Annotated in this window: 23 protein-coding genes; 13 read left to right on the top strand and 10 right to left on the bottom strand. The window is 69.5% G+C overall.

Going from position 1 to position 25938, the window contains the following annotated elements; translation table 11 throughout:
- Positions 1 to 72: 72 nt before the first annotated feature.
- A complete protein-coding gene (locus tag AP234_RS27755; RefSeq protein WP_055482689.1) occupies positions 73 to 570 on the bottom strand; it encodes a MarR family winged helix-turn-helix transcriptional regulator in 498 nt (165 codons plus the stop codon).
- A 346-nt stretch (positions 571 to 916) separates the two neighbouring features.
- Between AP234_RS27755 and AP234_RS27750 the strand changes: the two genes are divergently transcribed.
- Positions 917 to 2185: a cytochrome P450 gene (locus tag AP234_RS27750; protein WP_235558416.1), complete on the top strand. Its 1269-nt coding sequence runs from the start codon at positions 917 to 919 to the stop codon at positions 2183 to 2185.
- Positions 2186 to 2202: 17 nt separating this feature from the next.
- Here AP234_RS27750 and AP234_RS27745 read toward each other — a convergent pair whose 3' ends face one another.
- Positions 2203 to 3453 carry an IS110 family transposase gene (locus tag AP234_RS27745; RefSeq protein WP_055482687.1) on the bottom strand — a complete coding sequence of 417 codons (1251 nt, stop codon included), beginning with the start codon at positions 3451 to 3453 and terminating at the stop codon, positions 2203 to 2205.
- A gap of 233 nt (positions 3454 to 3686) precedes the next feature.
- Between AP234_RS27745 and AP234_RS27740 the strand changes: the two genes are divergently transcribed.
- The 10 genes from AP234_RS27740 (at position 3687) to AP234_RS27695 (ending at position 14256) form a co-directional block, all read left to right on the top strand.
- Entirely contained in the window at positions 3687 to 4586 is a 900-nt protein-coding gene (locus AP234_RS27740) for a terpene synthase family protein (RefSeq protein ID WP_235558410.1), read from the top strand.
- Positions 4587 to 4597: 11 nt separating this feature from the next.
- Positions 4598 to 6163: a prenyltransferase/squalene oxidase repeat-containing protein gene (locus AP234_RS27735; protein WP_235558409.1), complete on the top strand. Its 1566-nt coding sequence runs from the start codon at positions 4598 to 4600 to the stop codon at positions 6161 to 6163.
- A 249-nt stretch (positions 6164 to 6412) separates the two neighbouring features.
- On the top strand, positions 6413 to 8686 hold the full coding sequence (locus AP234_RS27730; protein WP_235558408.1) for a nitrate- and nitrite sensing domain-containing protein: 2274 nt from the start codon (positions 6413 to 6415) through the stop codon (positions 8684 to 8686).
- The gene (locus AP234_RS27725; protein ID WP_055482685.1) at positions 8683 to 9102 is read left to right on the top strand and encodes a roadblock/LC7 domain-containing protein; all 420 of its coding nucleotides are present in this window, start codon (positions 8683 to 8685) and stop codon (positions 9100 to 9102) included. The genes AP234_RS27730 and AP234_RS27725 overlap by 4 nt, the downstream gene beginning before the upstream one ends.
- On the top strand, positions 9099 to 9491 hold the full coding sequence (locus AP234_RS27720; RefSeq protein WP_083502490.1) for a DUF742 domain-containing protein: 393 nt from the start codon (positions 9099 to 9101) through the stop codon (positions 9489 to 9491). Before AP234_RS27725 ends, AP234_RS27720 begins: the two co-directional genes overlap by 4 nt.
- Positions 9472 to 10059 carry a GTP-binding protein gene (locus AP234_RS27715; RefSeq protein ID WP_055482684.1) on the top strand — a complete coding sequence of 196 codons (588 nt, stop codon included), beginning with the start codon at positions 9472 to 9474 and terminating at the stop codon, positions 10057 to 10059. The genes AP234_RS27720 and AP234_RS27715 overlap by 20 nt, the downstream gene beginning before the upstream one ends.
- A 253-nt stretch (positions 10060 to 10312) precedes the next feature.
- The gene (locus tag AP234_RS27710; protein ID WP_055482683.1) at positions 10313 to 11599 is read left to right on the top strand and encodes an extracellular solute-binding protein; all 1287 of its coding nucleotides are present in this window, start codon (positions 10313 to 10315) and stop codon (positions 11597 to 11599) included.
- Positions 11600 to 11612: 13 nt separating this feature from the next.
- Positions 11613 to 12539 (top strand): carbohydrate ABC transporter permease, encoded by a 927-nt coding sequence (locus AP234_RS27705; RefSeq protein ID WP_055482754.1) that lies wholly within the window; start codon positions 11613 to 11615, stop codon positions 12537 to 12539.
- A gap of 29 nt (positions 12540 to 12568) precedes the next feature.
- Positions 12569 to 13396 (top strand): carbohydrate ABC transporter permease, encoded by an 828-nt coding sequence (locus AP234_RS27700; protein ID WP_235558407.1) that lies wholly within the window; start codon positions 12569 to 12571, stop codon positions 13394 to 13396.
- 53 nt (positions 13397 to 13449) lie between these two features.
- On the top strand, positions 13450 to 14256 hold the full coding sequence (locus AP234_RS27695; RefSeq protein ID WP_055482682.1) for a GNAT family N-acetyltransferase: 807 nt from the start codon (positions 13450 to 13452) through the stop codon (positions 14254 to 14256).
- A 99-nt stretch (positions 14257 to 14355) separates the two neighbouring features.
- Here AP234_RS27695 and AP234_RS27690 read toward each other — a convergent pair whose 3' ends face one another.
- The 8 genes from AP234_RS27690 to AP234_RS27655 form a co-directional block, all read right to left on the bottom strand.
- Positions 14356 to 14973 carry an SH3 domain-containing protein gene (locus tag AP234_RS27690; protein ID WP_160330499.1) on the bottom strand — a complete coding sequence of 206 codons (618 nt, stop codon included), beginning with the start codon at positions 14971 to 14973 and terminating at the stop codon, positions 14356 to 14358.
- A gap of 217 nt (positions 14974 to 15190) precedes the next feature.
- Positions 15191 to 16339 (bottom strand): hypothetical protein, encoded by a 1149-nt coding sequence (locus tag AP234_RS36675; RefSeq protein WP_055482680.1) that lies wholly within the window; start codon positions 16337 to 16339, stop codon positions 15191 to 15193.
- A gap of 77 nt (positions 16340 to 16416) precedes the next feature.
- A complete protein-coding gene (locus tag AP234_RS27680) occupies positions 16417 to 16992 on the bottom strand; it encodes a hypothetical protein (RefSeq protein WP_055482679.1) in 576 nt (191 codons plus the stop codon).
- 155 nt (positions 16993 to 17147) lie between these two features.
- Positions 17148 to 19115 carry a multicopper oxidase family protein gene (locus AP234_RS27675; protein ID WP_055482678.1) on the bottom strand — a complete coding sequence of 656 codons (1968 nt, stop codon included), beginning with the start codon at positions 19113 to 19115 and terminating at the stop codon, positions 17148 to 17150.
- Positions 19112 to 19567, bottom strand: coding sequence for a DUF6220 domain-containing protein (locus AP234_RS27670; protein ID WP_055482677.1), 456 nt, complete (start codon positions 19565 to 19567; stop codon positions 19112 to 19114). The genes AP234_RS27675 and AP234_RS27670 overlap by 4 nt, the downstream gene beginning before the upstream one ends.
- A gap of 182 nt (positions 19568 to 19749) precedes the next feature.
- Positions 19750 to 20817, bottom strand: coding sequence for a glycosyltransferase family 9 protein (locus tag AP234_RS27665; RefSeq protein WP_055482676.1), 1068 nt, complete (start codon positions 20815 to 20817; stop codon positions 19750 to 19752).
- Positions 20814 to 21677, bottom strand: a complete 864-nt coding sequence (locus tag AP234_RS27660) for a glycosyltransferase family 2 protein (protein WP_055482675.1) — start codon at positions 21675 to 21677, stop codon at positions 20814 to 20816. The genes AP234_RS27665 and AP234_RS27660 overlap by 4 nt, the downstream gene beginning before the upstream one ends.
- 212 nt (positions 21678 to 21889) lie before the next feature.
- The gene (locus AP234_RS27655; RefSeq protein WP_055482674.1) at positions 21890 to 23449 is read right to left on the bottom strand and encodes a M28 family metallopeptidase; all 1560 of its coding nucleotides are present in this window, start codon (positions 23447 to 23449) and stop codon (positions 21890 to 21892) included.
- A 237-nt stretch (positions 23450 to 23686) separates the two neighbouring features.
- Between AP234_RS27655 and AP234_RS27650 the strand changes: the two genes are divergently transcribed.
- Both AP234_RS27650 and AP234_RS27645 read left to right on the top strand, forming a co-directional pair.
- Positions 23687 to 24604, top strand: coding sequence for a sulfotransferase family protein (locus tag AP234_RS27650; protein ID WP_055482673.1), 918 nt, complete (start codon positions 23687 to 23689; stop codon positions 24602 to 24604).
- A complete protein-coding gene (locus AP234_RS27645) occupies positions 24601 to 25821 on the top strand; it encodes a glycosyltransferase family 4 protein (protein ID WP_083502486.1) in 1221 nt (406 codons plus the stop codon). Before AP234_RS27650 ends, AP234_RS27645 begins: the two co-directional genes overlap by 4 nt.
- Positions 25822 to 25938 lie beyond the last annotated feature (117 nt).

Raw genomic sequence — 25938 nt, 5'->3', positions numbered from 1 at the left:
CCGATCCTCGCCGATCCTCGCCGATCCACGGGCCGTCCCCGACCCCCTGCTCATCCCTTGGCCTGATCCCGCTCAGCTCAGGGCGCCGAGGAGGCCGCGCACGATCCGGTTCAGCGTGGCGGCGTCCTCGGGCGTCAACCCTTCGGCGAGCCCGGCCAGGTTGGCCGCGTGGTCGGTGAGCGTCGCGTCGATCACCTCGCGGCCCTTGTCCGTGAGGACGATCTGAAAACTCCGCCGGTCGGCGGGATCCAGGTTCCGCTCGACCAGTCCGGCAGCCTCCAGGCGGTCCAGCCGGCTGGTCATTCCGGCCCGCGACGTCATCAGCACGGCCGACAACTCCGAGGGGATCATGGTGTACGGAGCGCCGGATCGGCGTAGCGCCGCCAGCACGTCGAACTCCCCCTGGCGCAGGCCGTGCAGCCGGAAGACCTCCTCGACCGCGTCCTCGACCATCCGGGTCAGCCGGGCCAGCCGCGCGAACACCCCCATCGGGGAAAGATCCAGGTCAGGTCGTTCGCGTCGCCACTGGTCGAGCATGACGTCGACGAAGTCCGCCGCTTCCTCGCTCACCCGGTCATCGTAACCGCGCCATCTCCCCACCCCCATGCCCGTGATCTTGTGAGTGCTCGCAGCCGGGGCAGGGCACTCACAAGATCACGGGCATGGGGAGTGAACTGGTGCAAAGGTCGCAGCTTCCCCACATGTCGCCCTGATCGCGACAAAAGTGTCACTCCACTGGAATATTGATCAATCGGGGCGGATCGTGTGATACTCCCCAACGGTGTGATCAACGAGTGGGGAGCGAGTCTGGATGTCGACTGATGCGGTCGTGCAGACAGCGAGAGACTGTAAGACTTTTCCCCTGACCCGGGTCCTTCCATCGCTACTACGAGACCCGGTCGGCGCGTTGCTGCAGATGGGGCGGCGTGCGGACGGCGAGATCGTCCAGATCAACCTGGGCCCCTTCCGGCCCTATCTGGTGACCCATCCCGATCATCTACAGCACATCCTGCGGGGCAACGCGGCGAACTACACCCGGGAGGGCGTCTTCTGGCGGCCGCTGCACCGTCTGTTCGGTCACAGCATCATGTCCGACGGCCCGCCGTGGGAGCGGAGCCGTAAGGTCCTGCAGCCGGTGTTCACCGCCAAGCACATCGAGTCGCTCGCGCAGCGTATGGCGGACGCGATCGCCGACGGCATCGACGGGCTGGCCGAGCCGGTCGCGAGTGGCCGGCCGATCGACGTTCCCGCCGAGATGGCCCGGATCGTGAACACGGCCGTCGTCAAGATCTTCTTCGGCGACAAGATCTCCATGGCGGACACCGAACGGCTGGCCCCGGCCTTCAACGCGGTCGGGACGTCCGTCGTCTTCCGCTACCTGCTGCCCTTCCTGCCGGGATCGGTGCCGGTTCCCGGGGACAGGGCGTTCCACGGCGCTCTGCGGACGATCGACGACATCGTGGGCCCGCTCGTGGAGAGGTATCGAGACCGGCCCGGCGACGGCGACGACATCGTCTCCGTCCTGTGCCGGGCGGGCGGCCACGACGACCCGGTGTGGGTGCGGGACAACCTCGTCGCCATGCTCGCCACCGCCACGGAGACCACGGCGGGCGCCCTCACGTGGCTCTGGCCCCTTCTCCACTCCCACCCGGACGTGGCCGTGCGACTGCAGGAGGAGATCGACCGCGTCGTGGGGGGCGAGCGCGTCCGGCCCGAGCATCTGGCGAGCCTGCCGTACACGAAACAGGTCGTCCAGGAGGTGTTGCGCCTGTTCCCGGTGGGCTGGCTCTTCCCCCGGATGGTGGTGGCGGAGGAGAACGTCGGCGGAGTGCGGCTCAGGCAGGGCAGGACGGTCCTCATCAGCCCGTACGTCACCCACCGGCTCGCGACGCTCTGGGATCGGCCGGACGAGTTCGACCCCGATCGTTTCTCGCGGCGCCGCTCGGAGGGCCGGCACCGGTACGCGTACTTCCCGTTCGGCGGGGGACCGCACCAGTGCATCGGCATGTACGTCTTCACGATGGAGGCCCACCTCATCATCGCGGGGATTCTCAGCCGTTATCGGCAGGTGGCGTGCAGCCCCGAGGTCGCCACGCCGCGGATGGGCGCCTCGCTGAGACCCCGTCAGCATGTCGAGATCGTCCTACGCCCGGCCCGGGACGTCGGGCAGGAGGACGCGGCGTGACACTCCCTGTGTCAACCTCAGGCAGCAATCCGCTCGGATGTTTGCTCGGTCAGGCTGGCTGCGGCCCCGTGCTGTTGGGGGTCGTACGGCGTGCCGTCCAGCCAGCACCGGTAGATGACGCGGATCCAGGCGCGGGCCAGGATACGGACCGCGTGCGGGTGGTCCTTGCCTGCTGCCCGGGCATCGCGGTAAATCTTCTGCGCCCAGGGGCTGGCGTGCCGGCTGTTGTCGGCGAAGGTGGTCATGGCCTTGCGGAAGCGTTTGTTGCAGGCCCAGCGGAAGTGGACGGCGCGGTGCTTGCCCGACTGCTTGGTGACGGGCGTGCACCCGGCCAGGGCGGCGACGGAGTCGGCGCTTGCGTAGGCTGGACGGCAGTCGCCCCACTCGGCGAGCATCTGGGCGGCGTTGATCTGACCCGACCTTGGCAGCGACGTGAAGATCTCACCGTCCGGATGCTCGCCGAGGTGGGCGGCGCTCGACCGGTCCAGGTCCTTGATCGCCGCGTTCAGCGCCTTCAGCGTGGCCACCAGCGCCAGCACAGCATCACGAAGCCCTTCGGACAGGGCGTCGGCGACGGTTCCGGCCGGGGCCGAGCGCAGCCGCTCCAGCAGCTCAGCGGGACTGCGACGGCCGGAGTAGCCGTGCTTGACCAGGAACGCCGCCATGCGCTTCACCCCGAGGCGGGCAGCGGTGGCCGGGGTGGGGTAGCGGGTCAAGAACTCCAGGCTGATCGGCGACTCCACATCAGCGAAGAGGGCTTCGGCCCCCGGCCAGAAGGCATCCAGCAGCGCCGACAGCTGGTTGGTGGCGGCCACCCGCATGTCCACCAGATCATCACGGGTGCGCACCACCGTGCGCAGCGCCTTGGTCTCATCGGAGTACGGCGTGGCCACACGCAGCCGGTGCCGGCGAAGCCGCAGATACTCTGCGATCACCGCCGCGTCGCCCGCGTCGTTCTTGGCTCCGGACAGTACCTCGCTCTCCCGCCAGGCCTTGATCGCATTCGGCTTGACCGGAACCACCGGGTGCCCGGCCTCCAGCAGCAGGTCGACCAGCCGCCCGTTCGGCCGCTCGATCGCGATCGGAACCTGCCCTGCGGGCCCGTACTTGCCCAGCCGGCGCACCAGGCGAGCGATCCCGTCGGTCGAGTGCTCGATCACGAACTCGGAAATGATCTTCCCGGTCTGGTCTTGGACGCACACCGCGTGCTCGGCGGCGGCCCAGTCGATCCCAACGAAGAACAGCGCTTCGGGCAGCGCAAGCGACACGACAACTCCTTACGGCGGCAGCGACGACTCGGCGGAGAGGCTGACTTCCGGGTGGTCACTAACCGGCGCTCTGCGGCGCGTCTCCCTGTTGCCAGTCCGCAGCCTCGGGGAGGCCGGGGGCGGTGGTGTCACGCTGGCCGTTCACCGGCGACCACAACGGACCGTCACCCCGGCCTCCGCCGAGTCCCTACATCGAGACCCTATGCGGACCTCACAATGAGGAGTGTGGCCTAGTGACCACGGCGGCCGAGAGGACGGACGAAATCGACGCGGCCCGGCTGTGCGGTACGGCCGCGGCGGTGGCCGCGCAGTCGCAGCGAGATCTGCGCGAGTGCGCCGCGGCCTACCCCGAACTGTTCCCCGACAGCCCGTTCGACGCCGCGTTGTTCAACGCCGTCGCGCTCGCGAACGCGTTCGGTGCTCCGTGGGCGACGGCCGATCGGCTGCGGATCGCCAACCGCACGGCACTGTGGATCTTCGCGGTCGACTGGCTGCTGGACTATGTCGCGACATCCCGTCAGGAGGTGGAGTCCGTCGTAGACCGCTGCTTGCGGGTGGCGGTGGACGGCCGGCGTGAGCCCGACTTTCCGCTGGGGTGCTTCCTCGCCGACATCCGGGGCGAGTTGGCCGCCGCGCCGGCGTTCGCGGAAAGGGGCGAGGTCTGGGCGGCCGAGTTGGAGCTGATGCTGGCGGCCATGCTCCGGGAATGGGACTGGAAGACGGCGGCCAAGGACGGATCGCCTCTACCGACATTGACCGAATATCTGAACAATGCGGACAATTTCGGCTCTTCTCTCGTCAACGTCTCCTACTGGATCATCGGCGGCGATCGGGCGGCCCTGGATCGGCTGGACGTGCTCAGGCGCGCGAGCGACGAGGTCCAGCGGGTGCTGCGTCTCCTGAACGATCTGGCGACGTACGAGCGCGACGTCACCTGGGGAGACCTCAACGCGCAGATGCTGGGCGCCGGCCGAGCCGAGATCATCGGGCGGATCGGCGACCTGGTCGACGGCTGCCGCGGACTTCTGGAGCCGCTGCGGGACGAGTGTCCTCTCGAAGTGGCGTATCTGGAGCGACAGATCGGCTACAGCATGGGTTTCTACGGCATCACTGACTATTGGGGCAAGCTGTGAACAGTGGCGGCGTGATCTCAAGTGCGGCCGTCGATGTGACCGCCGGCGCTGACGAGTTGATGCGGGACCTGATGGCCCGGCCCTGGGGGCAGGTCTCGCCCTCCGTTTACGAGACCGGCCGACTCGTGTCCCTCGCCCCCTGGCTGGTCGGTCATGAGGCCCGGGTGGCGTACCTGCTCGCGACGCAGCGGCCGGACGGGTCGTGGGGAGCGCCGGACGGTTACGCGCTGGTGCCGACGGTCAGCGCCACGGAGGCGATCCTGTCGGCCGGCGCCCGCGGCGGCAACGGCGCCGACCCCGCGACCCTGCGAAACTCGGCGCTCCGCGGTGTGCGCGCGCTGTCAGGTCTGCTCGCCGAGACGGCGGCTCGCCTGCCCGACATGCCCGCCATCGAGCTGATCGTTCCGGACCTCGTCGTCCGCATCAACGCGCATCTGGCGGCCATGCCGGGCTCGGACGTCGAACCCCTCCGGCTGCCCACGGGAATGAGCGAAACCCCGATCACGCTGATCAGGCGGCGGGTGGAGTCCGGCTCGGCGCTGCCGGAGAAGCTCCTGCACGCCTTCGAGATCGCGGGCGACTCGGCCGCGGGGGCCCGCATGGCGAACCCGACGCCCATCGGCACGGTCGGCGCCTCGCCGGCCGCGACGGCGGCCTGGCTCGGTGACGGCGCGACCGCCGACGCGGGCGCCGGCCCCGCCGCCCGCCGTTATCTCGAGGCGGTGGCGCTGCGTCACGGCGGTCCTGTCCCGGTCGGCCTGCCGATCACCGTGTTCGAGCGCGGCTGGGTGCTGAGCTGGCTGGCCCGCGCCCGGATCCCCTTCGACGTGCCGCCGGAGATGCTGGCCGACCTCCGGGCCGCGATCGGTCCGACGGGCACGCCCGCCGGGTCGGGGCTGCCGGCGGACGCCGACACCACCTCCGTCGCCCTGTACGCGTTGGCCCTGCACGGCATGCCGTACGAGCCGGAGAGCCTGTGGGCCTTCGAGACGCCGACGCACTTTTGCACCTGGCAGGGTGAGGACGGGTCCTCGGTCAGCGTGAACGCCCACGTGCTGGACGCCTTCGGGCAGTATGTGGCGGTCCGGCCCGACGCGGCGGCACGCTACGCCCCCGTCATCGGCAGGCTGTCGGCCTGGCTGGCCGAGCGGCAGCGGGCCGACGGGAGCTGGGACGACCGCTGGCACGCCTCGCCGTACTATGCGACCGTCTCCTGCGCGCTCGCGCTCGCCGAATTCGGCGGGGCCGCCGCGGAACCCGCGGTGCGCAGGGCGGTGCGCTGGGTGCTCGAGACCCAGCGTGACGACGGGTCGTGGGGACGGTGGGCGGGGACGGCGGAGGAGACCGCGTACGCGATGCAGGTTCTCCTGCTGGCCGGGCAAGGGGAGCGGGTCGAGGAGGCCGCCGCCCGGGGGTACGGATATCTCCTCCGTGCCTCGGCGGACATCGTCGACGGCCCGCCGCTCTGGCACGACAAGGACCTCTACCTTCCGCTGGCCGTCGTCAGGGCGGCGGTGCTCGCCGCACTGCATCTTGCGCAGTCGGATCCACTTGTTGTGAGGCGCCTAGTCAAGTAAGATCGCCCGGGTCAGTAATTACCATTGATTCGGACATTTCCCCCTTTGTCTGATTGGGTTGAGCGCTTTTGGGGCCCTTGCTAGGGTGTTCCAGATGTGGCGTGTTTTCAGCAGTGGACGGAACATTCAGGGCTGACCTGGATGAGGGTTGGCCCAGGTGAACGCGCTGTTTTGAACTTCTCAACCTTCCGCTGAATGGAACTGTCTATGCGCTTCCGGAATTCGCGCGTACGGACGAAAGTCACCGCGATGCTCGTGTCGCTCGCGGCCCTCTGGGCCTTCGCGGCGTGGGTCACTCTGCGGGACGGCCTGAACCTGGCGTGGGTTTCGGTATACAACACGAACGTCGCCCAGCCGAGCGAGTCGCTGCTGCTGCAACTCCAGCAGGAACGCCGGCTCACGATGATCCATCTGGCGGACCCCGGAGCGGTCGGAAAGAGCCAGATCGCCGCCCAGCGGACCCGCACCGACGAAGCGGCCGCGAAGTTCCGCGAGCTCGCGAGCACCGACAGGGTCGAGTTCGCCGCGGATGACGTGCTGAAGGAGCGGATCGGCGAGACGTTCCGCCGGCTGGACGAGTTCGGCACCGGCCGGAAGGAGATCGACGCCGGGCGCCGGGACCGGGTCACGGCCGTCGCCGCCTTCAACAATCTGATCGACTCGCTGTATCGGACGTACGAGTCGCTCGCCACCCTGGACGACGACGCGATCGCGCGGGACACCCGGACCCTGATCTCGCTGAACTGGACCCGGGAGCTCATCTCGCGCGAGGACGCGTTGCTGGCGGGCGTCGTCGCGGCCCGGCGGTTCAGCGGAACCGAGTCCGTGCGGTTCACCCAGATCGTGGGCGCGCACCGCTACAACATGGACCGCGTGCTGACGGATCTGGAGAACGAGGATCCGACGGCCTACCAGCAACTCCGCAAGAGCCAGGCACTGGAGCGACTGCACAGCCTGGAAGACCTGGTCTCCCAGCAGGGCAGGCCCGGCGTGATCCCGCCCGTCACCTCCGAGCATTGGCAGAACACGACCGCGCGCGCCCTCACCGAACTGCACAACGTGGTGCGCGAGGCCGGTGAGCGGCTGGTCGACCGCTCGACACCGGTCGCCGTCGGCGTCATCGCCCGGCTGGTGCTCGCGGGCCTTCTCGGCCTGGTCGCGGTCATCGCGTCCATCATCCTGTCCATCACCACGGCCCGGGCCCTGGTCCGGCAGCTCGAGAAGCTGCGCACCGCCGCCATGGAGCTCGCCAACGAGCGGCTGCCCAGCGTGGTCGCCCGGCTCGCCCAGGGCGAGAAGGTCGACGTCGCCGCGGAGGCGCCGCCCCTGAAGTTCGGCGACGACGTGATCGGCCAGGTGGGCACGGCGTTCAACGCGGTCCAGGAGACCGCGATCAGGACCGCGGTCGAGGAGGCCCAGCTCCGGCAGAGCATCCGCGACATTCTGCTCAGCCTCGCCCGGCGTACGCAGTCGCTGGTCCACCGCCAGCTCACCCTGCTCGACGTGATGGAGCGGCGCGAGTCCGAGCCGTCCGAGCTGAAGGACCTGTTCCGGATCGACCACCTCGCCACGCGAATGCGCCGCAACGCCGAGAACCTCATCGTCTTGGCCGGCGCGTCGCCCGCGCGGGCCTGGCGCCGGTCGGTGCCGATGGTCGACGTCGTACGCGGCGCCCTCGCCGAGGTCGAGGACTACACGCGAGTCACCGTGCTCCCGATGGGGGAGACCGCGCTGTCCGGCCGGGCCGTCGGCGACGTGATCCACCTGCTCGCCGAGCTGATCGAGAACGCGGTGTCGTTCTCCCCGCCGTACACCACCGTGCAGATCGGCGGCCAGGCCGTGGCCAGTGGTTACGCGATCGAGATCGAGGACCGCGGCCTGGGGATGAGCGCCGAAGACCTGGCGGCGGCGAACGAGCGGATCGCCAACCCGCCGGAGTTTAACCTGTCGAGCACCGCGAGGCTCGGCCTCTACGTGGTGAGCAGGCTGGCCGAACGGCACGGCATCCGGGTCGCGCTCAAGGCATCGCCGTACGGCGGCACCACGGCGGTCGTGCTGCTGCCGCACGACCTGGTGACAGAGGGCGGGGAGGTCCTGTCCGACGGAGCGACGGATCACGGGCGCAGGTCCCTCCAGCCGGGGGGCGCCCGTGAGACGGCACTCGTCGGCGCGCCCGAGGTGTTCGCAGCACCAGTTCAGGAGGTGGTTTCCGTACCGACGAGCGTCCCAGAACCACCGCGGACCGAACCGCAGCCGAGTGAGCCGGTCGGTACCGAAGTGCCGAGGCCCGCGTCTCCGGCCTCGTTCACCCCCTCCGGCCTGCCGTTCCGGGTACCGCAGGCCAGCCTGGCGCCGGAACTGGCCGCCGGGCCGCAGTCGGTGCTCGACGGCGAGGATGATGAAGATCGTTCGCCGGAGGACATCAGAAAGATCATGGGCTCGTTCCAGTCGGGCACCAGGAAGGGCAGATCCGAGGCGGCGAAGCTGCTGGATGAAGGGCATGAAGGGAAGGACGACCAGTGACGCAGAAGACGGGCGCGTCCGCCGATTTGGCGTGGTTGCTCGATGATCTGGTCGATCGGGTCCGGGAGGCCGAGCACGGCATCGTCCTGTCCAGGGACGGTCTGCTGCTGGCCGCCTCGCGCGGCCTGCGCCTCGAGGACGCCGAGCATCTGTCCGCCGTGGCCTCCGGGCTGCAGAGCCTGGCGCGGGGGGTCGGCGAGCGGTTCAACGGCGGCACGGTCAGGCAGACCATCGTCGAGATGAAATCGGCCTACCTGCTCGTGACCGTGGCCGGTCAGGGCGCCTGCCTCGCCGTGCTGTGCAGCGGCGACGCGGACGTCGGCCTGGTGGCCTATGAGATGGCCATGCTCGTCGCCCGGGTGGGGCAGTACCTCACCTCACCGGCCAGAACGGTGACGAGAGAGGGGCACGGATGAGCGGACACGAGTGGGGCCCGGACGGTTGGAGTCCGGACGACGACCGGCTTCTCGACGCTCCCACCATCCGGCCGTACGTCATCGCACGCGGCCGGACGGAGGCGCAGGACCGATTCGATCTGATCTCGCTCGCCGTGACGATCAAACCCACGACCGGGCGCGAGGTCGGCCTCGATCCCGAACACCAGACGATCGTACGGCTGTGCCGCAGGCCGTTGTCGGTAGCGGAGATCGCGGCGCACATGGACCTGCCGGCCGGGATTGTCCGAGTCCTCCTCGGTGACCTGTTCGACCGGGGGTTCGTCGCCGTGCAGCAACCGCAGCCGGAGATGGACGTGCTGGACGAGAGAATGTACAAGGCGGTGCTCGATGGCCTTCGGGCGCTCTGACCAGCCCAAGATGCCCAAGGCGATCAAACTGCTGATCGCCGGCGGTTTCGGAGTGGGCAAGACCACGATGGTGGGCGCGGTCTCCGAGATCCGGCCCCTGCGGACGGAGGAGACCCTCACCGACCGCAGCGTGGGCATCGACGACCTGTCCGGTGTGGAGACCAAGGCGACCACCACCGTGGCGATGGACTTCGGCCGGATCAGCATCGGCGACGAGTTCATGCTGTATCTTTTCGGCACCCCCGGCCAGGAGCGGTTCTGGTTCGTGTGGGACGAGCTGGCCCGCGGGGCGCTCGGGGCGGTGGTGCTGGCGGACACGCGGCGCCTGGCGGACTGCTTCCCGTCCGTGGACTACTTCGAGCGGCGCGGCACCCCCTTCATCGTCGCGGTCAACTGTTTCGAGGGCGCCCCGGTGTTCGAGCTCGCCGAGGTGAAGCTGGCGCTCAACCTGGGTGAGGACATTCCGGTCCTGCTGTGCGACGCGCGCAAGCGCGAGTCGGGCAAGGAGGTCCTGATCACCCTGGTCAAGCACGCGTACGGCAAACGCCCCATGGCCACCGTGAAGTGATCGCCTGGCAGAGCTGAGATCAACCGCCCGAGTGGCGGACAAAGCAGACGAGCCCATGCCATCCTCGTGATGGTATGGGCTCTTTGTGTTATGTGTCCCCTTCGTCGACCGGTTCCGTAGACCTTCTGAAGCGAGACGAGTAACAGCTGCACAACAGCCGTTGATCTGGCGGTGCACCCACTGTAACGTCTGCCACATCGCAGAAACTATCGGACATGAGCCGAAAGTTTCGGAAATCCAGGAGGGAACCACCGTGAAGTTGAGTCGACGAGGCGCGGCGCTGTTCGCGGCGTCAGCGTTAATCTTGGGGGGCTGCGGCAGTACGGGGGACGACGCCGGCGACAGTAAGAGCGAAGCCGGCGGCCAGGTGACCGTCGAGTTCTGGAACATCTGGACCAACGAGCCGCTGAAGTCGTACGGCGCTCAGGCCATCAAGGATTTCGAGGCCAAGCACCCGAATATCAAGATCAAGAACGTCGCGATCGAGAACGACGCGTTCAAGCCCAAGTTGACCACGACCACCCAGTCGGGCAAGGCTCCGGACGTCTTCCAGAGCTGGGGCGGCGGCGTCCTCAAGCAGCAGGCCGATGCCGGGCTGGTGAAGGATCTCACCGCGGACACGGCCTCCTGGATCGGGCAGTTCACCCCCGCCGCGCTCGCGGCGTACCAGATCGACGGCAAGACCTACGCCATCCCGCACGACATCGGGATGGTCGGCTTCTGGTACAACAAGGCGCTGTTCAAGCAGGCCGGCATCGCCGGGCCGCCGCAGACCTGGTCGGAGTTCATCGACGACGTCAAGAAGCTGAAGGCGGCGGGCATCACCCCGATCTCCCTGGCGGGTAAGGCCAAGTGGCCGGGCCACTACTACTGGGCCTACCTCGCCATGCGGATCGGCGGCCTGGACGCGCTCAAGCAGGCCGGCGTCGACAACAACTTCACCGGGCCCGACTTCATCGCCGCCGGTCAGAAGGTGAAGGAGCTGGCCGACCTCGACCCGTTCCAGAAGGGCTTCCTCGGCGCGGCGTACGACACCCCCGACGGCCAGGCGGCGACCATGGGCAACGGGAAGGCCGCCATGGAGCTGATGGGCCAGTGGGCGCCGTCCGTTCAGTCGTCGGCGGGCAAGGGCATCGGCGAGGACCTCGGGTTCTTCCCCTTCCCGACCGTTGAAGGCGGCAAGGGTGCGATCACCGAGGCCTTCGGCGGTGGCGGCGGCTTCGCCGTCGGCGCGGACGCGCCAGCCGAGGCGGTCGAGTTCCTCAAGTTCCTGACCGACAGCGTCGAACACCGCAAGGCGGTCGCGTCGGGTGGCGTCCTTCCGGTGCTGAAGGGCGAGGAGGACGAGGTCAAGGACCCGAACCTGTCCGTGGTCGCCAAGAACCTCGCGACGGCCACCGGGTTCCAGCTCTACCTCGACCAGGCGTATCCCCCGGCCGTGGGTCAGCAGGTCAACGACAGCGTGGCCGAGCTGATCGCCGGGACGAAGACGCCGGAAGAGGTGGCTCAGGCCATCACGGAGACGGCGAAGTCGGAGTAGCTGCCGCGTGAAGATGACAAGACCCCGGGGCCGGCAACGGCTCCGGGGGTTTACCACGATTGTCCTGTTCCTACTCCCCGCCCTGGTGCTGTTCGGCCTGCTGGTGCTGGCGCCGATCCTGGTCGCCATGTACACCAGCCTGTTCAAGTGGAACGGCCTGGGCGGCCCGCCGACCGAGTTCATCGGGCTCGACAACTTCACCAAGGCGTTCTCCGACGAGGTGTTCATCGGCGACCTGTGGCACGGCCTCGTCATCATCGGCCTGTCGCTGCTGGTCCAATTGCCGATGGCACTGGGCATCGCGCTGCTGCTCAACCAGCGGATGCCCGGGCGGGCCGTCTACCGGCTGGTGTTCTTCGCACCGTACATCGTGTCGGAGGCGATCACGGCCGTGCTGTTCGGCCTGATCATGCAGCCCGGTGACGACGGCCTGGCCAACCAGCTCCTGGGATTCTTCGGCATCCCCGGTGTGGAATGGTTCGCCGACCAGAAGATCGTGCTGATCTCGCTGTTCCTGGTGATGACGTGGAAGTACTTCGGCTTCCATATGATCATCTACATCGCGGGACGGCAGGGCATTCCACGGGAGCTGACCGAGGCCGCCCAGATCGACGGCGCGACCTCCTGGGAGGTGTTCCGCCATGTCACGTTGCCGCTGCTCGGGCCGACGATCCGCATCAGCGTGTTCCTGTCCGTCATCGGCGCGATCCAGCTCTTCGACCTGGTGTGGATCCTCACCGAGGGTGGGCCGGTCCACTCCTCCGAGACCATGGCCGTCACGATGTTCCAGTTCGGCTTCAAGCGGTTCCAGGTCGGCTACGCCAGCGCGATCAGTGTGATCATGTTCCTGATCAGCCTCGTCTTCGCGCTCTTCTACCAGAGATACGTCATGCGCCGCGACCTCGAAGGAGCGACCACAGTGCTGCGAGACCAGCGATGAGCGACCACAGGCGTACCACTGTCACGTCGGTGAACCGCGGCCCGATGCGCAGTGCCCTCCTGCAGGTGCTCGTGCTGTTGCTCGCCGCGCTCATCATCATCCCGCTGGTGTACGGAGTGCTCGGCGGATTCAAGAGCACCGACCAGCTCTCCAGCAACGCCTTCGGTCTGCCCGACCCCTGGGTGCCGGAGAACTACACGGACGTCCTCGGGTCGGCCGAGTTCTGGACACAGCTCTGGAACAGTACGTTCATCGCGCTGGTGACGACGATCATCGTGGTCCTCTTCTCCGCGATGGCGTCCTTCGTGTTCGCCCGGTTCGCCTTCCGCGGCCGGGAGGCGATGTTCACCCTGTTCGTCACCGGGCTGATGTTCCCGTTCGCGGTGGCGATCCTGCCGCTGTTCGTCCTGCTGCGCATCTTCGGGCTGCTGGACAACCCGCTCGGCGTGATCCTGCCCCAGGCGGCGTTCCAGCTGCCGATGACGATCATCATCCTCCGCGGTTTCTTCCGGGCCATCCCGGGTGAGATCGAGGAGGCCGCGACCCTCGACGGGTGCAGCGCGTTCGGCTTCTTCTGGCGGATCCTGCTGCCGATGGCCAGGCCGGCGCTGGCCACGGTCTCCGTGCTGACCGTCGTCTTCAGCTGGAACAACTTCATGCTGCCACTGGTCGTGTTCAACGATCCCGGCTGGTTCACGATCCCGCTGGGCGTCCAGCAGTTCAGTGGTCAGTACGCCTCCGACTACGCGCGTGTGCTCGCCTACGTCACGCTGGCGATGGTGCCGGCGTTCGCCTTCTACGCCGTGGCGGAGCGCCAGCTCGTCGGCGGGCTCACCGCCGGTGCCATGAAGGGCTGAAGCTGCGCTCCGTGCTGTATGGGAGGATTGTCCCATCAGCGCGGGGGGTGGCGATGACGGCTGCGACCATCCGCGTCGCAGAGGACGCGGACATGCCGCGCGTACGCGGCGACGTTGGAGCGTATTTCGAGCTCCTGAGCAAATGGCCCGAAACGCCGGATTTCTTGGACGCGGAACGGGCGTACGGCACGCTGCTCGTGGGCGAGGCCGGTGGCCGGATCGCGGGGTTCGGCGGGACACTGCGCCGAGGTTCGCTGACGCACCTCGGCGACCTGTTCGTGCTTCCCGATCACCAGTCGTCGGGCGTCGGCCGGATGATCCTCGCCCGGCTGCTGCCCCGGGACGCCCCCCAGATCACCTTCGCCGCCGCCAACGCGAGCGCGCTCGCGCTGTACATACGGCACGGCATGCGGCCGCGCTGTCCGTTGCTCTACCTCGAGGGCCCGTTCGAGGGCGGGCCGCCCGCGGCAGCGGAGGTCGGCCCGCAGGAGGCGGCGGTCATGGACGCCGTGATCTCCGGTGGAGACCGTACGGACTGTCTCACCTGGTACGCCGGGCTGCCGGGGGCCGGGGTACGCCGCAGCGACGGGGGATACGCGTTCACCAGGATGGTCGGCGACACACTGGTGATCGGACCGGCGGGGGGCGAGACGCCGCAGGACAGCGTGGAAGTGATCTTGCAGACGATAGCCGCGCATCCCGGTGCGAAGCTGATCCAGGTGGCGGTGCCCGGTGTGCATCCGCTCCTGCCCATGCTGCTCGACGCCGGCTGGCGGATCACGGCCATGGACACCGTGATGACCAGCGAGGAGGGGCTCGTCCGGCTGGACCGATACCTCCCGCACCCCGATCTCGGTTAGCGCGTGTCGGGCACTGGCGACCTGGCAGAGGAAACCCCGCCCCCCGGCCGCTGGGATGGCCGGGGGGCGGGGCGGGGGTTGGTTCTCCAGGATGGTCTGTCAGGCGACCCTGCGCAGGTAGTGGGTGAAGGCCCAGCCCGATCTGCCGTTCGCCGCCTTCACCGCGGTCCAGCCGCGCGTGCTGTCGCAGGCGCCGAGGAAGCGCCCGTCGGACACCCGCAGCCGACCGATCCGCCGGTGGTGCAGGCCCGGGCCCTTGCGTACGTTGAGGAAGCTTGACTTGCGCACATGCCTGAGCCGGTAGGCGCAGGAGAGCTCGGGCAGGTTGCTCGGGGCGTCCGCGGCGGCGGGCAGCCTGCGCACGTAGTGGGTGTGCACCCAGCCGCGCTCGCCGTTACCGGACTCGACCTCCACCCAGTGGCCGGACGGTGAGCAGGCACCGGCGAAGCGGCCGTCGGCGACGGTGAGCCTGCCCACGGGTCGATACTTCAGGCCGGGGCCCTTGCGTACGTTGAGGAAGCTCGACTTTCGCACGTTCCGGACCTTGTAGGTGCAGGAGAGCGCCGACGGCTGCGCCTGCACAAGAATCCCGGACGATTTCGCGGTCTCGGGATCGGGGTGGACGATGTCGGCCTGGGCGGGCGACCCCGCGATCACGAGCCATCCCGCCGCGGCGCAGGCCGTGAACGCGGGGATGATCCGCTTGGCGATCCTCACGATGTCTCCTTCGGTTCGCATCGCTCTCGCCGGGGAGGGGCCGGTCTGTGAGTTTCACCGAAGGTTGTTGACCGATTACCCGGAGTTTACACCCGCCTCATGCGTCTCTCCTTTTCTTTTACCTTCGCGGGTGGTCCCGCCGGAACCGATCAAGGTCCCTCCGCCCGGGTCGATCCGGGGCATGCGGGGGATGACGGCAGGTTCGTGCGTGGGACACCTACGGGACGAGGGATCGGCGATGCCTCCAGGCGAGTTCGAGGACGGCCGCGCCGGCCGCCTGCATCGGCTCGCGGTGGACGTACCGGCTCACCGAGTCGTGGTCGAAGGGGATGCCCGTCGCGCCGACGACGCGTCCCTCCTCGTTGGCCGCGGCGACGTCGCCGAAGACCGTGTCGAAGGTTTCGGCCTCTATCACGGTCACGGCGAGGATGTCGGTCGCGAAGGTGAGGGGATCCACGCCGATCCCGAGCACCAGTGACCGTAGCCTGCCGCTCTCCCGGGCGTACGTCAGCTCTCGATAGAGGGGCCAGGTCTCGTAGTCGAACGCGTCGCCGTACGTCTCGGACCGCCCGAGGAACTCCTCGGCGTACTCGCGGACCACGCACTTCCACAGGTCGAGGTCGGCCGTCTCGGCGTGGGGCGTCTCCTCGGCGGGTTGGAACACTCCCACCGGCACGACCTGATAGAGCCCGCCGCCGTGCGCGACCCGTGCGGGGTCACGCCAGTGGAGCACGAACGTCATCGCGCCGGTGCGGCCGTCGCGGCGCAATGTGAGCATGGAGATCGCCGGTAGCGCGGGCCGGGACCGCAGGTCGGTCGGGTCTTCGATGAGCCGGCGGAACGGCAGTCCCGTCGCTCGGCGGAGCCCGGACCCGCCGAGCGGCCCGGACCCGCCGGGGTGCCGGGACGTTCCGCCGTGCTGTGCGGCCGCGAACTCGTGGGCGACGGTCTCGCCGACGTCGACCCCGTCGAAGTAGTGGCCGCGAGTGAAGCCCAGCTCCGGCCAGGCGACGTCCAGCAGGCGGTAGCACGTACGGTTCTCGAACAGCTTTGGCCTGTCGAGGGCCGCCATCGCCTGCGCGTACGTGGGGATGCCCGGCGGGAGCACGGCGCGGGCCGCCGCTTCGCGGCCGGTCACCATCGGAGCGGGCGGGTGGTCGACCCATCGCAGGGTGATCCCGTGGAGATCCACGGGGTGGGGCGGCGTCCACGCCTCTCTGGTGAGCAGGTGCGTCGATCCGACCCTGGGCAGGTCCGGATAAAGCCGATCGGCCGCTTTCGCGAGTCGATGGCGGTGCTCGTTGAGATAACGGCGCACCTCACGCCACGTCGGGTGAGATCCGTACGGCTGCGCGCTCGCGCTCATCGACGCCCCGAAGCAGGAGGGAGGACTTCCACCCGGCACCCTACGACCCCGGAGAGAACCCCGGCACGGCTCGCGTTTCACCGCAGGGCGGCGGTGGCCCTCGCTGGGCGTAGCGCCAGGGGCAGCAGGCCGCCGAGGAGGAGCAGCGAGCTGATCGGCAGGAGGTCCAGGGAGGCCGCGGGGAGCACCACGGCCGCCAGGACGAGCAGCGCGGCCCACACCTTGAGCACGCCCTTCGCGGCAAGCACTGCGGCCAGCGCGAACAGGCCGATGTAGAACAGCATCGGCCCGACCTGGTAGACGACCAGCGGCACCCCGGGCACCGAGGACACCTTGTCGGACAGCACCCGCATCGCCTCGTGGTCGGCGGCCATGAACCCCACCACGATGTCGATGGCGAACTGCGCGATGGCGGCCACGGCCCCGGCCGTTCCGACCACGGCGGCGATGGTGGCGGCGGCGGTACGGCCCGCCAGCCGGCGCATCTCCCACATGACCGGCACGAACAGCACCAGCGCGGCAAGGAAGGCCAGGTGCCCGCCGGTCCAGGCCAGGCCCGGTCCCCGGCTGCCGTCGAACCCGTCGACGATTCTGATCAGCGCGTAGGCGAGTGAGAGTGCGGGAGCCGCCACGAAGGCATGACGTATGTTCACGAGCGCTCCTTGTGTTGGGGGATGCGCCCATCCTGATCTTGCCGGTGGCGGCCGGGCATCGGGTCACGCCCCCAGACGACCCTGAGACGACCCCGAACCGCACCGGGGAGCGGGCCCGAACCCACGTAAGGGTCCGGCCGCTCCGGTAAGTGGGATCAGCCGCTGTGGGCGCCGTGGAAGGGGGTCGTGACGCCCTCGTAGGCCAGGTGCAGCATCATGCCCATGTCGGCGTGGCTGAGGTTGTGGCAGTGGTTCATCCACAGACCGGGGTTGGCCGCGCGGAAGGCGACCTCCCACACCTCGCCCGGCCGTACGTCGAACGTGTCGAGCCAGAGCGGGGTCCCGGTCGGGGCGCGTCCGTCGCGGGAGAGCACCAGCACGCGATGGCCGTGGAGATGCCACGGGTGGGTCTCGAGACCGCGGTTGACCACGGTCAGCTTGATCAGGTCGCCGTCCGCGACGAGCTGGGTGGGGATGTCCGGGAACGCGTGCCCGTTGACGGTGTGCGCGTACATCGGCCGTCCCCCGGCCAGTGAGACGCCCCGGTCGAGCACGAGGGTGAACCGCCGATCGAACGGACCGGCCGCCGTGAACGCCGTCGGGGCGGGTGTGCCGTACCCGAGGAGATCGAGCTCGGGCCAGCCGGACGTGTCCTCCCCGTCGCCCGCGGCCCCGTCGACCGGCGTGAGCCGTACGCCGACCACGCGGTCGTCGGCCCGCAGCACCACCGCTCCCGTCGCCGGCATGGTGAACGCGAGGTCGTAGCGGCCGCCGGCCGGCAGCCGCAGCCCCACCCGGGCCAGCTCACCGGGTTCGTGCAGGTCGTCGCCGTCGACGGCGACGAGCCGGTACGGCACCCCGGAGAGCGTGAACCGGTGCGGGGTGTTGTCGGTGTTGATGAGGCGGAGCCGTACGGACGTCCCCGGTGACGCCTGCCGGACGATGGGCCGATCCTGGTCGCCGAACACCACGGTGCCCGTGAACGTGTGCACCGGGAGCGCGAGGTCCACGTCCTCGGGGGCGGCGGCCGATCTCGGGGCGACCACCAGCGTGCCGTAGAGGCCCTTGCGCACGCCCTCGTCGGAGACCTCGTGCGTGTGATACCAGTACGTGCCCGCCTGGTCGGCACGGAAGCGGTAGGTGAACTCCTGACCGGGCATGACAGCGTCCTGGGTCAGGCCGGGCACGCCGTCCTCGCCGGCGGGCACGTCGTATCCGTGCCAGTGCAGCGTCACGCCGTACGAGACGTCCGCGTTGCGCAGCCGTACCTCGATGAGATCGCCCTGGGCGGCCGTGATCGCGGGGCCGGGCACCTGGCCGTCGAACGTCCATGCCTCGACGCGCTTGCCCGAGGCCAGCGTGATGGTGGCGGTGCGGGCGGTCAGCTCGAACCGCCGGATCGCGCCCCCGGGCGCCGGCGTGTCCGGACCGCGGAACCCGTCGACGGGACGTCCCTGCCCGGTGTCGTGCCCGACGCCGTGCCCGGTGTCCTGCGCTGTGCGGTGCTGCGCCATGAGCGCGGTCGACCCGGCGGGAGCGGCATCGCCGGTCGTCGTCGTCTCGGTGGGCGGCACGACCGCCAGGCCCACGCCGACGAGGGCGGTCGCCGTGACCGCTGCCACGGCCACACGCAGGCCGGGCACCGGCGCCGCGGCGATCACCCGCCAGGTCACGAGCACGGCGAACGCGACGACCGCGGTGATGACGAGACCGGTGCTCCAGGTGGCCGGGTAGCCGAGCAGCAGGGCGTGAACGGGCCCGGCGACGGCCGCGTACCCCGCGGCCAGCAGGGGGACGACGACGACCGGCGCGGCCGTGGGGGCGGTGGCACGCGTGCGAACGGCGGCGACGAGCCGGGGACCGGCCAGCGCGGTGGCGGCGACGGACGTGATCAGCAGCAGCGGCAGCGCGAGCGTGACCTTCTCCTGGACGAACCACCATCCCGCGCCGGCGAGCGCCACCACGGACCATATCCGCGTCAGGGACGCCAGCACCGCGGCGACGAACAGGGCGGCCGCCGCCCTCGGACGCCGGGCGGCGGCCGTCGCTCCGGCGCCCAGCCACGCCGCGGCGGCCGCGACCGAGGCGAGCAGGTCGAGCACCATGAGCCGATCGGCGGTCATGACGCCCGCACCGCGGGGCCGCCGGCGGGCGACACGGGCGCGGCGGGAGCGTCGGCCATCCGGAGCCGAGCCTGCCGGAACACCGCCCCGCAGACCCCCATGATCGCCATCCCGTTGATCGCGTGCAGGCCGAACACGGCGAGCGAGACCGGGGTGGCGTTGCCGGTGGCGTCGCCCAGCGCCTTGCCGGTGACGACGATCAACGCCTGCACGAGGATCAGGCCCAGCGGCAGGATGGCGAGCCCGATCTGGCGTCCCGGCGCCCGCGCCACCGCCGCGACGATGGTGGTCAGCAGTGAGAGCAACGGCATGATCATCATGCCGTTCATGGAGTGCAGAGTGTACGACTGGTCGTCCTGGGGTCTGTCGAAGGCGCCGACGGCCGCGAAGTACATCTGCACCACGGCGGCGGCGAGCAGCAACCCGGCGAGAACGGTGTGGACTTTGCGCATGGCGCGACCCCCTCGGGGCGGAACGGAAGGACGATCGCGATCGTGTCCCATTCCGCCCCACCGGGTCGTCCGCCGCCGGGAGACTTTCCGGCTACCACCCGGGGAGTACGGCCACGGCGTGGTCGTCCGCCGGGCGTACCGCTGCCCGTCCTTCCGGCGATCTACCCGATGGCCGAGGAGGCTCATCCGAGCAGGTCGGCCGCCTGCTCGGCGACCTCGTCGACGGAGACCCCGGCCACCCAGGAGACGTCGTGGGGGCAGCGCGCCGCGGTCAGGTCGACCCCGCTCGCGCCGCAGACCGGGCAGGCGACGGTCCAGGAGACCAGGGGCCGGTGGCGGGTGCGCGTCAGCGGTCCGGCGTTGATGAGGTTGCCGCACCAGTAGATCCCGACGGTGGGGGTGCCGACGGCGGCGGCCAGGTGCCGGGGACCGGTGTCGTTGGAGATCACCAGCGCGCAGCGCTCGTACAACGCGGCCAGCCCGCCGATGCTCAGCAGGTCGACGGCCGGTACGGACGGAGTCCGCATCGCGGCCGCGACCTCCTCGACCACGTCACGCTCCTTGCCGGTGCCCGTGACGACGACCGGACGGCCGAGCCGGTCGGCGACGGCGGCGAAGCGTTCGGCCGGCCACCTGCGCCGCGGGTCGCTCGCGCCGGGATGCAGCGCCACCAGGCGGGGCGGTGGCTCGCCCAGCTCGCGAGCGACCTCGGCCCGGTCGGCGTCGGTCACGGCGAGGCGGGGCTCGAGGACGTCCATCGCCCCACCGGACGGTCTCCCCCCGACCAGGGCGGCGACCTCCAGATAGCGCAGCACCTCGTGCTGGTAGTACACGTACGGCACCCAGCGGTCGAGGCGTTCGGCATCGGGGGAGCAGAGCCCGGCGGTCACCCGCGCACCCAGCCGCCGCACGAACGGGTTGGAGTTGCGCCCGCCGCCGTGGATCTGCACCGCTAGGTCGAACCGGTGGCCGCGCAACTCGTCGAAGAGGCCCTCGGGAGCCAGGTGGCCGGCCGCCGCCTCGGACACGCCGGAGATCGGTGGCAGCGCGATCACGTCGTCCACCGGGCCCGGGCGGCCGGTGAGGAGGTCGGCGTGCCATGACCTGGCGAGCAGGGTGATCCGCGCATCCGGATAGGCCCCGCGCAGGGAGTCGAGCGCGGGCAGCGCCAGCAGCAGGTCGCCGAGCGCGTTGGCGCGCAGCACGGCGATGCGCCGGACCCCGTCGATCGGCGCGCCCATGTCGCTCATGTCGTCTCGAAGACGTGGTCGTAGCACTCGGCGCGGCGGTCGGTGACCGTGGTGGGCAGCTCGAGATGGTAGGCGCGGCTGGGCAGCAGCCCGGCTCCGCCGTACCGCTCCATGACCCGCAGCTGCGCGACGACGTCCTCACCCGCGTGGCGGGGCGGCACGCCGCGCCAGAAGTCGAAGCCCCCGCACTCCACCAGCCGGGCGTGGTCGTAGAGCACGCATCCGCCGATCCAGGCCACCTTGTACGGCTGCCACCCGACGTCACCCGCCCCGGCCTTCTCGGCCCCGGCCTTCTGTGCCCCGGTCTTCAGGGCCCCGGTCTTCTGAGCGAGATGCAGGGGGTTGGCGGCGTTGTGCAGGGTGTGCCGCCGCCACGCCGGGCTCTCGCGCCGCACCCGCTCGGGCCGTACCTCGCCGTTCCATGGTTCGTACGGCGTCAGCTCATCGGGGCGTACGTCGTCCCGGTACGACAGGCCGTGCAGGGCGTAGCCAACGAAGCCGCAGCGCAGCCGCTCCATCGCGGCCAGCAACACCTCCACGGCCTGCGGCTCCAGCCACACGTCGTCGTCCAGATAGAGCACCAGCCGCCGCTCGGCCCGGCCCAGCAGGAACGCCCGCTGTTCCGCCATCCCCCGGGGCGGGACGTGGCGGTGAAGCTCGACCGGCCGCTCCCGGTGGGAGAGGATCCGGATCGCCGCCGCCACCAGAGGGTCGTCGCCCACCGGGGTCTCCGACTGGTCGGAGATCACCACGCGGAACCCGGTGGCCGTCTGGGCGGCCAGGCCGGAGAGCGTGACCGAGAGCGCGCCGGGGCGGTCTCGGGTGGGCACCAGCACGTCCAGGTCTGACGGGGCGAACATGCGCGCCAGATACCCGTGAGGTCACCGGGCAAACGACCACCGCGACCCCACGGCGTGGCCGGAGTGTCCGGCCGTGATCACCGAGCGGCCCGGCCTACGACGGCCTTGCGAGCCGCTTGGACCGGTCGGGCCGAGCGGCTCGACAGGCGAACGAGCCCCGATCTCTCGGGGCTCGCTCTTCTCGGAACTCGTTCAGACCGGCTGGGTCGGCCCTATCGGGTGAGCCCGTGGCCGTGACCGTCGGCGGTGGAGGCGGACGTGACGACGGCGGACGCCGTACGGGCGGTGGGCTGTGAGCCCTCGCCGGGCAGCTTGCCCGCGTACGCGAACGTCACGGCGGCGGTGGCGATGGCGCCCAGGTTCAGTGCCAGCGCCTTGTCGCTGATGTTGGCGAGGGTGTCGCAGGCCTGGTGGTAACAGGGGTCGTAGGCCTGACCGGCGGTGCCGCCGAACATCTGCTGCTCCTCGGCGGTCTTGATGCCCTCGGCGCCGGTGAACAGGCCACCGGACGGAATGCCCGCCTCGATGAAGGGCCCGTAGTCGGACCGGCCGTCGAAGTCGGTGCCGACGTACTTCTGACGCAGAGTCTTGAAGTACTTCTCGAAGACCTTCTCGATCTCGTCGGATCCGGCCGGACCGGCGGGTGCGCCCACGGCGTCCGAGTCGTCACCGTCGTAGATCTTCAGCGCGTAGTTCGGCGAGCCGATCATGTCGAAGTTGAGGTACAGCTTGGTGTTGGCGAGCTCCTGCGCCGGCAGGTTCGCGACGTAGTGCTCGGCGCCGAGCAGGCCCAGCTCCTCTGCGCTCCAGAAGGAGAAGCGCAGCTTGTTCTTCGTGGGGACCTTGCCGAGTGCCTTCGCGACCTCGAGAATCGCGGCGCTGCCGGAGCCGTTGTCGTTGATGCCCGGCCCGGCGAGCACGCTGTCGAGGTGGGCGCCGAGGTGGACGACCCTCTTCGCGTTCCCCCACTTGGAGTCCGCGATGACGTTGTGCGTGGTCCGTATCTCGCTGATGGTGTCCGCCTTGAGCCGGACGACGGTCCCGGCGGCCGCGAGCTCCTGACCGGTGGCGAAGCTCGCGCCCACCACGGGGATCTTGACCGTCGGCTCGCCCAGGGTGCCGTTGAGCGTCTCGGCCCGGCCCTCCTGGCCCTCGTTGAAGATGATGGCCCCGGCCGCACCCGCGGCCTGCGCGTTCTCCGCCTTCTCCTGGAAGGAGCAGGTGCCGCGCTGGAGCAGGGCGATGTTGCCGGGTGTGAAGCCGGCGAAGTCGGCGGCTTCACAGCCGGAGGTGGAGGAGTTCGGCTCGCCCGGCGGCAGGGCGAGGTCGATGTTCTGTACGGGAGCCGTCACGTCGCCGGCCCCGGAGTAGGTCATGGTGGCGAAGTCACCGACGGAGCTGCCGTCGGGGGGAGTGGGCGCGTAGGTCTTGGGGGTGGGGGCGGTGCGCTGCAGCACACCGGTGGAGTTCTCCGAGAAGAAGGGGAACTGGAATGCCTGGAGTGTCACCGTGTAGCCGGCCTTCTTCAGCACGCCCGCCACGTAGTCACGGGACGCGTCGTAGCCGGAGGTCCCGGCGGCCCGGTTGCCGCCGTTGGCGTCGGCGATCTGCTGGAACTTCCGCAGGTGCTGCTTCACGCCCGATGCGACGACCGACTGGATCACTCGCCCGGGATCGGGGTCCGCGCTCGCAGGTGTCGCCAGCGCGAGAGGGAGCACGAGGGCGACGGCCGCGGTAGCGGCGCCGACCCCCTTGCCGAGGGTGAAGGGCATTGGGCTCTCCTTCGGGTCCAATGTCTGGAAAGTCCCCCGTGGTGGTACTGATCGGGAAACCTAGCTGCTGTCAAGCCATCCGTGAAGGGCTGTCAGCATCCCTCGTCCCAGTCGTTATGGAGATCGGCCGGGGACGCTCGTCCGCTTGAGGGAAGCTTGTATAGTTTTGCACTCTATGTCGGTTTTTGCGGCTGACTCTCAGCTGCTTTCCAGGAAGCATCGGTAACTTGGGTGGGCATGGCATGGCACCGCAAGGTCAATAATGCGCTGGTCAGATACACGGGAATCCAGGTCAAACGAGTAGGGAAAGTGGGGTCGGCGTCCCCGGCGGCGGTCTCTCCCGCCGTACCGGGAAAAGCCCAGGTCCAGAACCCGCCCGACGAGGTGGTCGTACGGCCGCCGGCCGACCCGCGAAACGACCGGCTGCTGGACTCACCGATCTTCATCATCTCTCCCGTGCGGTCGGGGTCGACCCTGCTGCGCTCGATTCTGAACGCTCACTCACAACTTCATGCCCCGCATGAGTTGCACGTGCGCCGGCTGAGCGTGGGGTTCGGCACCCCACTGGCGGAGCGGGCGATGGCGGCGCTCGGCCACAACCAGGCCGATCTCGAGCACCTGCTGTGGGATCGGGTGCTGCACCGCGAGCTCACCCGCAGCGGCAAGCGCTTCATCGTGGACAAGACGCCCGCCAACGCCTTCGCCTACCAGCGCATCGCCACCTGCTGGCCGGACGCGAGGTACATCTTCCTGCTGCGCCATCCCGCCTCCATCGCCGCCTCCTGGCACGAGGCGAGCCCGGAGAAGCGGACCTACGACGAGGCGGTGGCCGACGCCCTGCGGTACATGAAGGCGGTGCAGCGGGCGAGGAAGGCGCTGACCGGCCACACCGTGCGCTACGAGGACCTGACCGAGGATCCCGAGCGGGAGACCCGGGCCATCTGCGAGTTCCTCGGCATCCCCTGGGAGCCGGGGATGCTGGAGTACGGCGAGCAGGCGGTGCTGCAGAAGGGACTCGGCGACTGGAAGGACAAGATCCGCAGCGGCAGCGTGCAGCCCGGCCGCTCGCTGCCGGACCCTGACTCGGTCCCCGAGGCGCTGAAGTCCATCTGCCGCAGCTGGGACTACCTGTCGAAGTCGGAGAGGCAGATATGAGCATCCGTTACCTGCTTCTGCACGCCTACGGTATGGGCGGCACGATCCGGACCGTGATCAACCAGGCGAACGCGATGGCCGAGTTCGGCCACGAGGTCGAGATCGTGAGCGTCGTACGGCGCCGCGACGAACCGCAGTTCCACATCGAGCCGAGCGTCAAGCTCACCGCGCTGGTCGACCAGCGGGACGGCGTGCGGTCCGACTCCCTCGGACGTCGCGTCTGGCGGCGGGTGCGCGGCAAGATCGTGCCCCAGGGGGAGTTCGCCGCGGGATACTTCACAGAACGGGTGGAGAAGGCCGTCATCGACTATGTCTCGTCACTGGACGGCGGCATCCTGGTCACCACCAGGCCGGCGCTGAACCTCATCGCGGCCCGCTGCGCCCCCGAATCGGTCGTGCGCGTGGCCCAGGAGCACATGAACCTCGCCGCCTATCCGGAGACGGTCCGTCAGGAGATCGCCCGGTACTACGGCAAGTTCGACGCCATAGCCGTACTGACCGCGACGAACCAGCGGGAATATCAACGCCTGCTGCCGGACACGAAGATCGTGCGTATCCCCAACGCGGTCGACGTGGTGGACGGCGAGCCCACGCGCCAGGAGAACCCGGTCGTGATCGCCGCCGGCCGTCTCGTCCCGCAGAAGGGGTTCGACCTGCTCATCCAGGCGTTCGCCCAGGTGGTCGGGCGGCACCCGGAGTGGCGGCTGCGCATCTTCGGCAGCGGCCCGAGACGGGACCGGCTGCGCGGGCTCATCGACGAGTACGGCCTGAGCAAGCACGTCTCGCTCCGTGGCCGTACGAACCGGCTGCACGAGGAACTGGCCGAGGCGTCGATCTACGCGCTCAGCTCGCGCTTCGAGGGCCTGCCCATGGTGATGATCGAGGCGATGACCCATGCGCTGCCGATCGCCGCCTTCGACTGCCCGACCGGGCCCGGCGACGTGCTGACCCACGAGGTCGACGGGCTCGTCGTTCCGCCCAAGGACGTCGACGCGCTCGCGGCCGCCCTCGACCGGCTTATGTCCGACCGGGACCTGCGGGTACGGCTGGGCACGGCGGCGGCGATCACCGCCAGGGGGTACGGCCGCGGCGCGGTCATGCCGCTCTGGGAGAACCTCTTCACCGAGCTGTCGGCGACCAAAACCCCCACCACCACCCCCGTGATCTTGCAAAAGCTCGCAGAGAAGGCCCGTGGCCTGCCCAGACTCCCCTCGTGATCTTGCAGAAACTCGCACAAGGGTCGGCCTGCCTGCGGTTTTACCATCCGTGATCTTGCAGTCGAAAGTGCAAGATCACGGATGATGTTCTCCCTGTTCGATGGGGATGCGTGCGAG

The organism is Sphaerimonospora mesophila, assembly GCF_001417795.1.
Lineage (GTDB): Bacteria > Actinomycetota > Actinomycetes > Streptosporangiales > Streptosporangiaceae > Sphaerimonospora > Sphaerimonospora mesophila.
This window is presented reverse-complemented; position numbering and strand designations above follow the sequence as displayed.

Excerpts from the sequence above, each read along its gene's own strand:
- AP234_RS27720 (WP_083502490.1), top strand. The coding sequence starts at position 9,099 with ATGAGCGGACACGAGTGGGGCCCGGACGGTTGGAGTCCGGACGACGAC.
- AP234_RS27750 (WP_235558416.1), top strand. The coding sequence starts at position 917 with ATGGGGCGGCGTGCGGACGGCGAGATCGTCCAGATCAACCTGGGCCCC.
- AP234_RS27695 (WP_055482682.1), top strand. The coding sequence starts at position 13,450 with ATGACGGCTGCGACCATCCGCGTCGCAGAGGACGCGGACATGCCGCGC.
- AP234_RS27705 (WP_055482754.1), top strand. The coding sequence starts at position 11,613 with ATGACAAGACCCCGGGGCCGGCAACGGCTCCGGGGGTTTACCACGATT.
- AP234_RS27645 (WP_083502486.1), top strand. The coding sequence starts at position 24,601 with ATGAGCATCCGTTACCTGCTTCTGCACGCCTACGGTATGGGCGGCACG.
- AP234_RS27715 (WP_055482684.1), top strand. The coding sequence starts at position 9,472 with ATGGCCTTCGGGCGCTCTGACCAGCCCAAGATGCCCAAGGCGATCAAA.
- AP234_RS27670 (WP_055482677.1), bottom strand. The coding sequence starts at position 19,567 with ATGCGCAAAGTCCACACCGTTCTCGCCGGGTTGCTGCTCGCCGCCGCC.
- AP234_RS27730 (WP_235558408.1), top strand. The coding sequence starts at position 6,413 with ATGCTCGTGTCGCTCGCGGCCCTCTGGGCCTTCGCGGCGTGGGTCACT.
- AP234_RS27660 (WP_055482675.1), bottom strand. The coding sequence starts at position 21,677 with ATGTTCGCCCCGTCAGACCTGGACGTGCTGGTGCCCACCCGAGACCGC.
- AP234_RS36675 (WP_055482680.1), bottom strand. The coding sequence starts at position 16,339 with ATGAGCGCGAGCGCGCAGCCGTACGGATCTCACCCGACGTGGCGTGAG.
- AP234_RS27675 (WP_055482678.1), bottom strand. The coding sequence starts at position 19,115 with ATGACCGCCGATCGGCTCATGGTGCTCGACCTGCTCGCCTCGGTCGCG.
- AP234_RS27650 (WP_055482673.1), top strand. The coding sequence starts at position 23,687 with ATGGCATGGCACCGCAAGGTCAATAATGCGCTGGTCAGATACACGGGA.
- AP234_RS27655 (WP_055482674.1), bottom strand. The coding sequence starts at position 23,449 with ATGCCCTTCACCCTCGGCAAGGGGGTCGGCGCCGCTACCGCGGCCGTC.
- AP234_RS27665 (WP_055482676.1), bottom strand. The coding sequence starts at position 20,817 with ATGAGCGACATGGGCGCGCCGATCGACGGGGTCCGGCGCATCGCCGTG.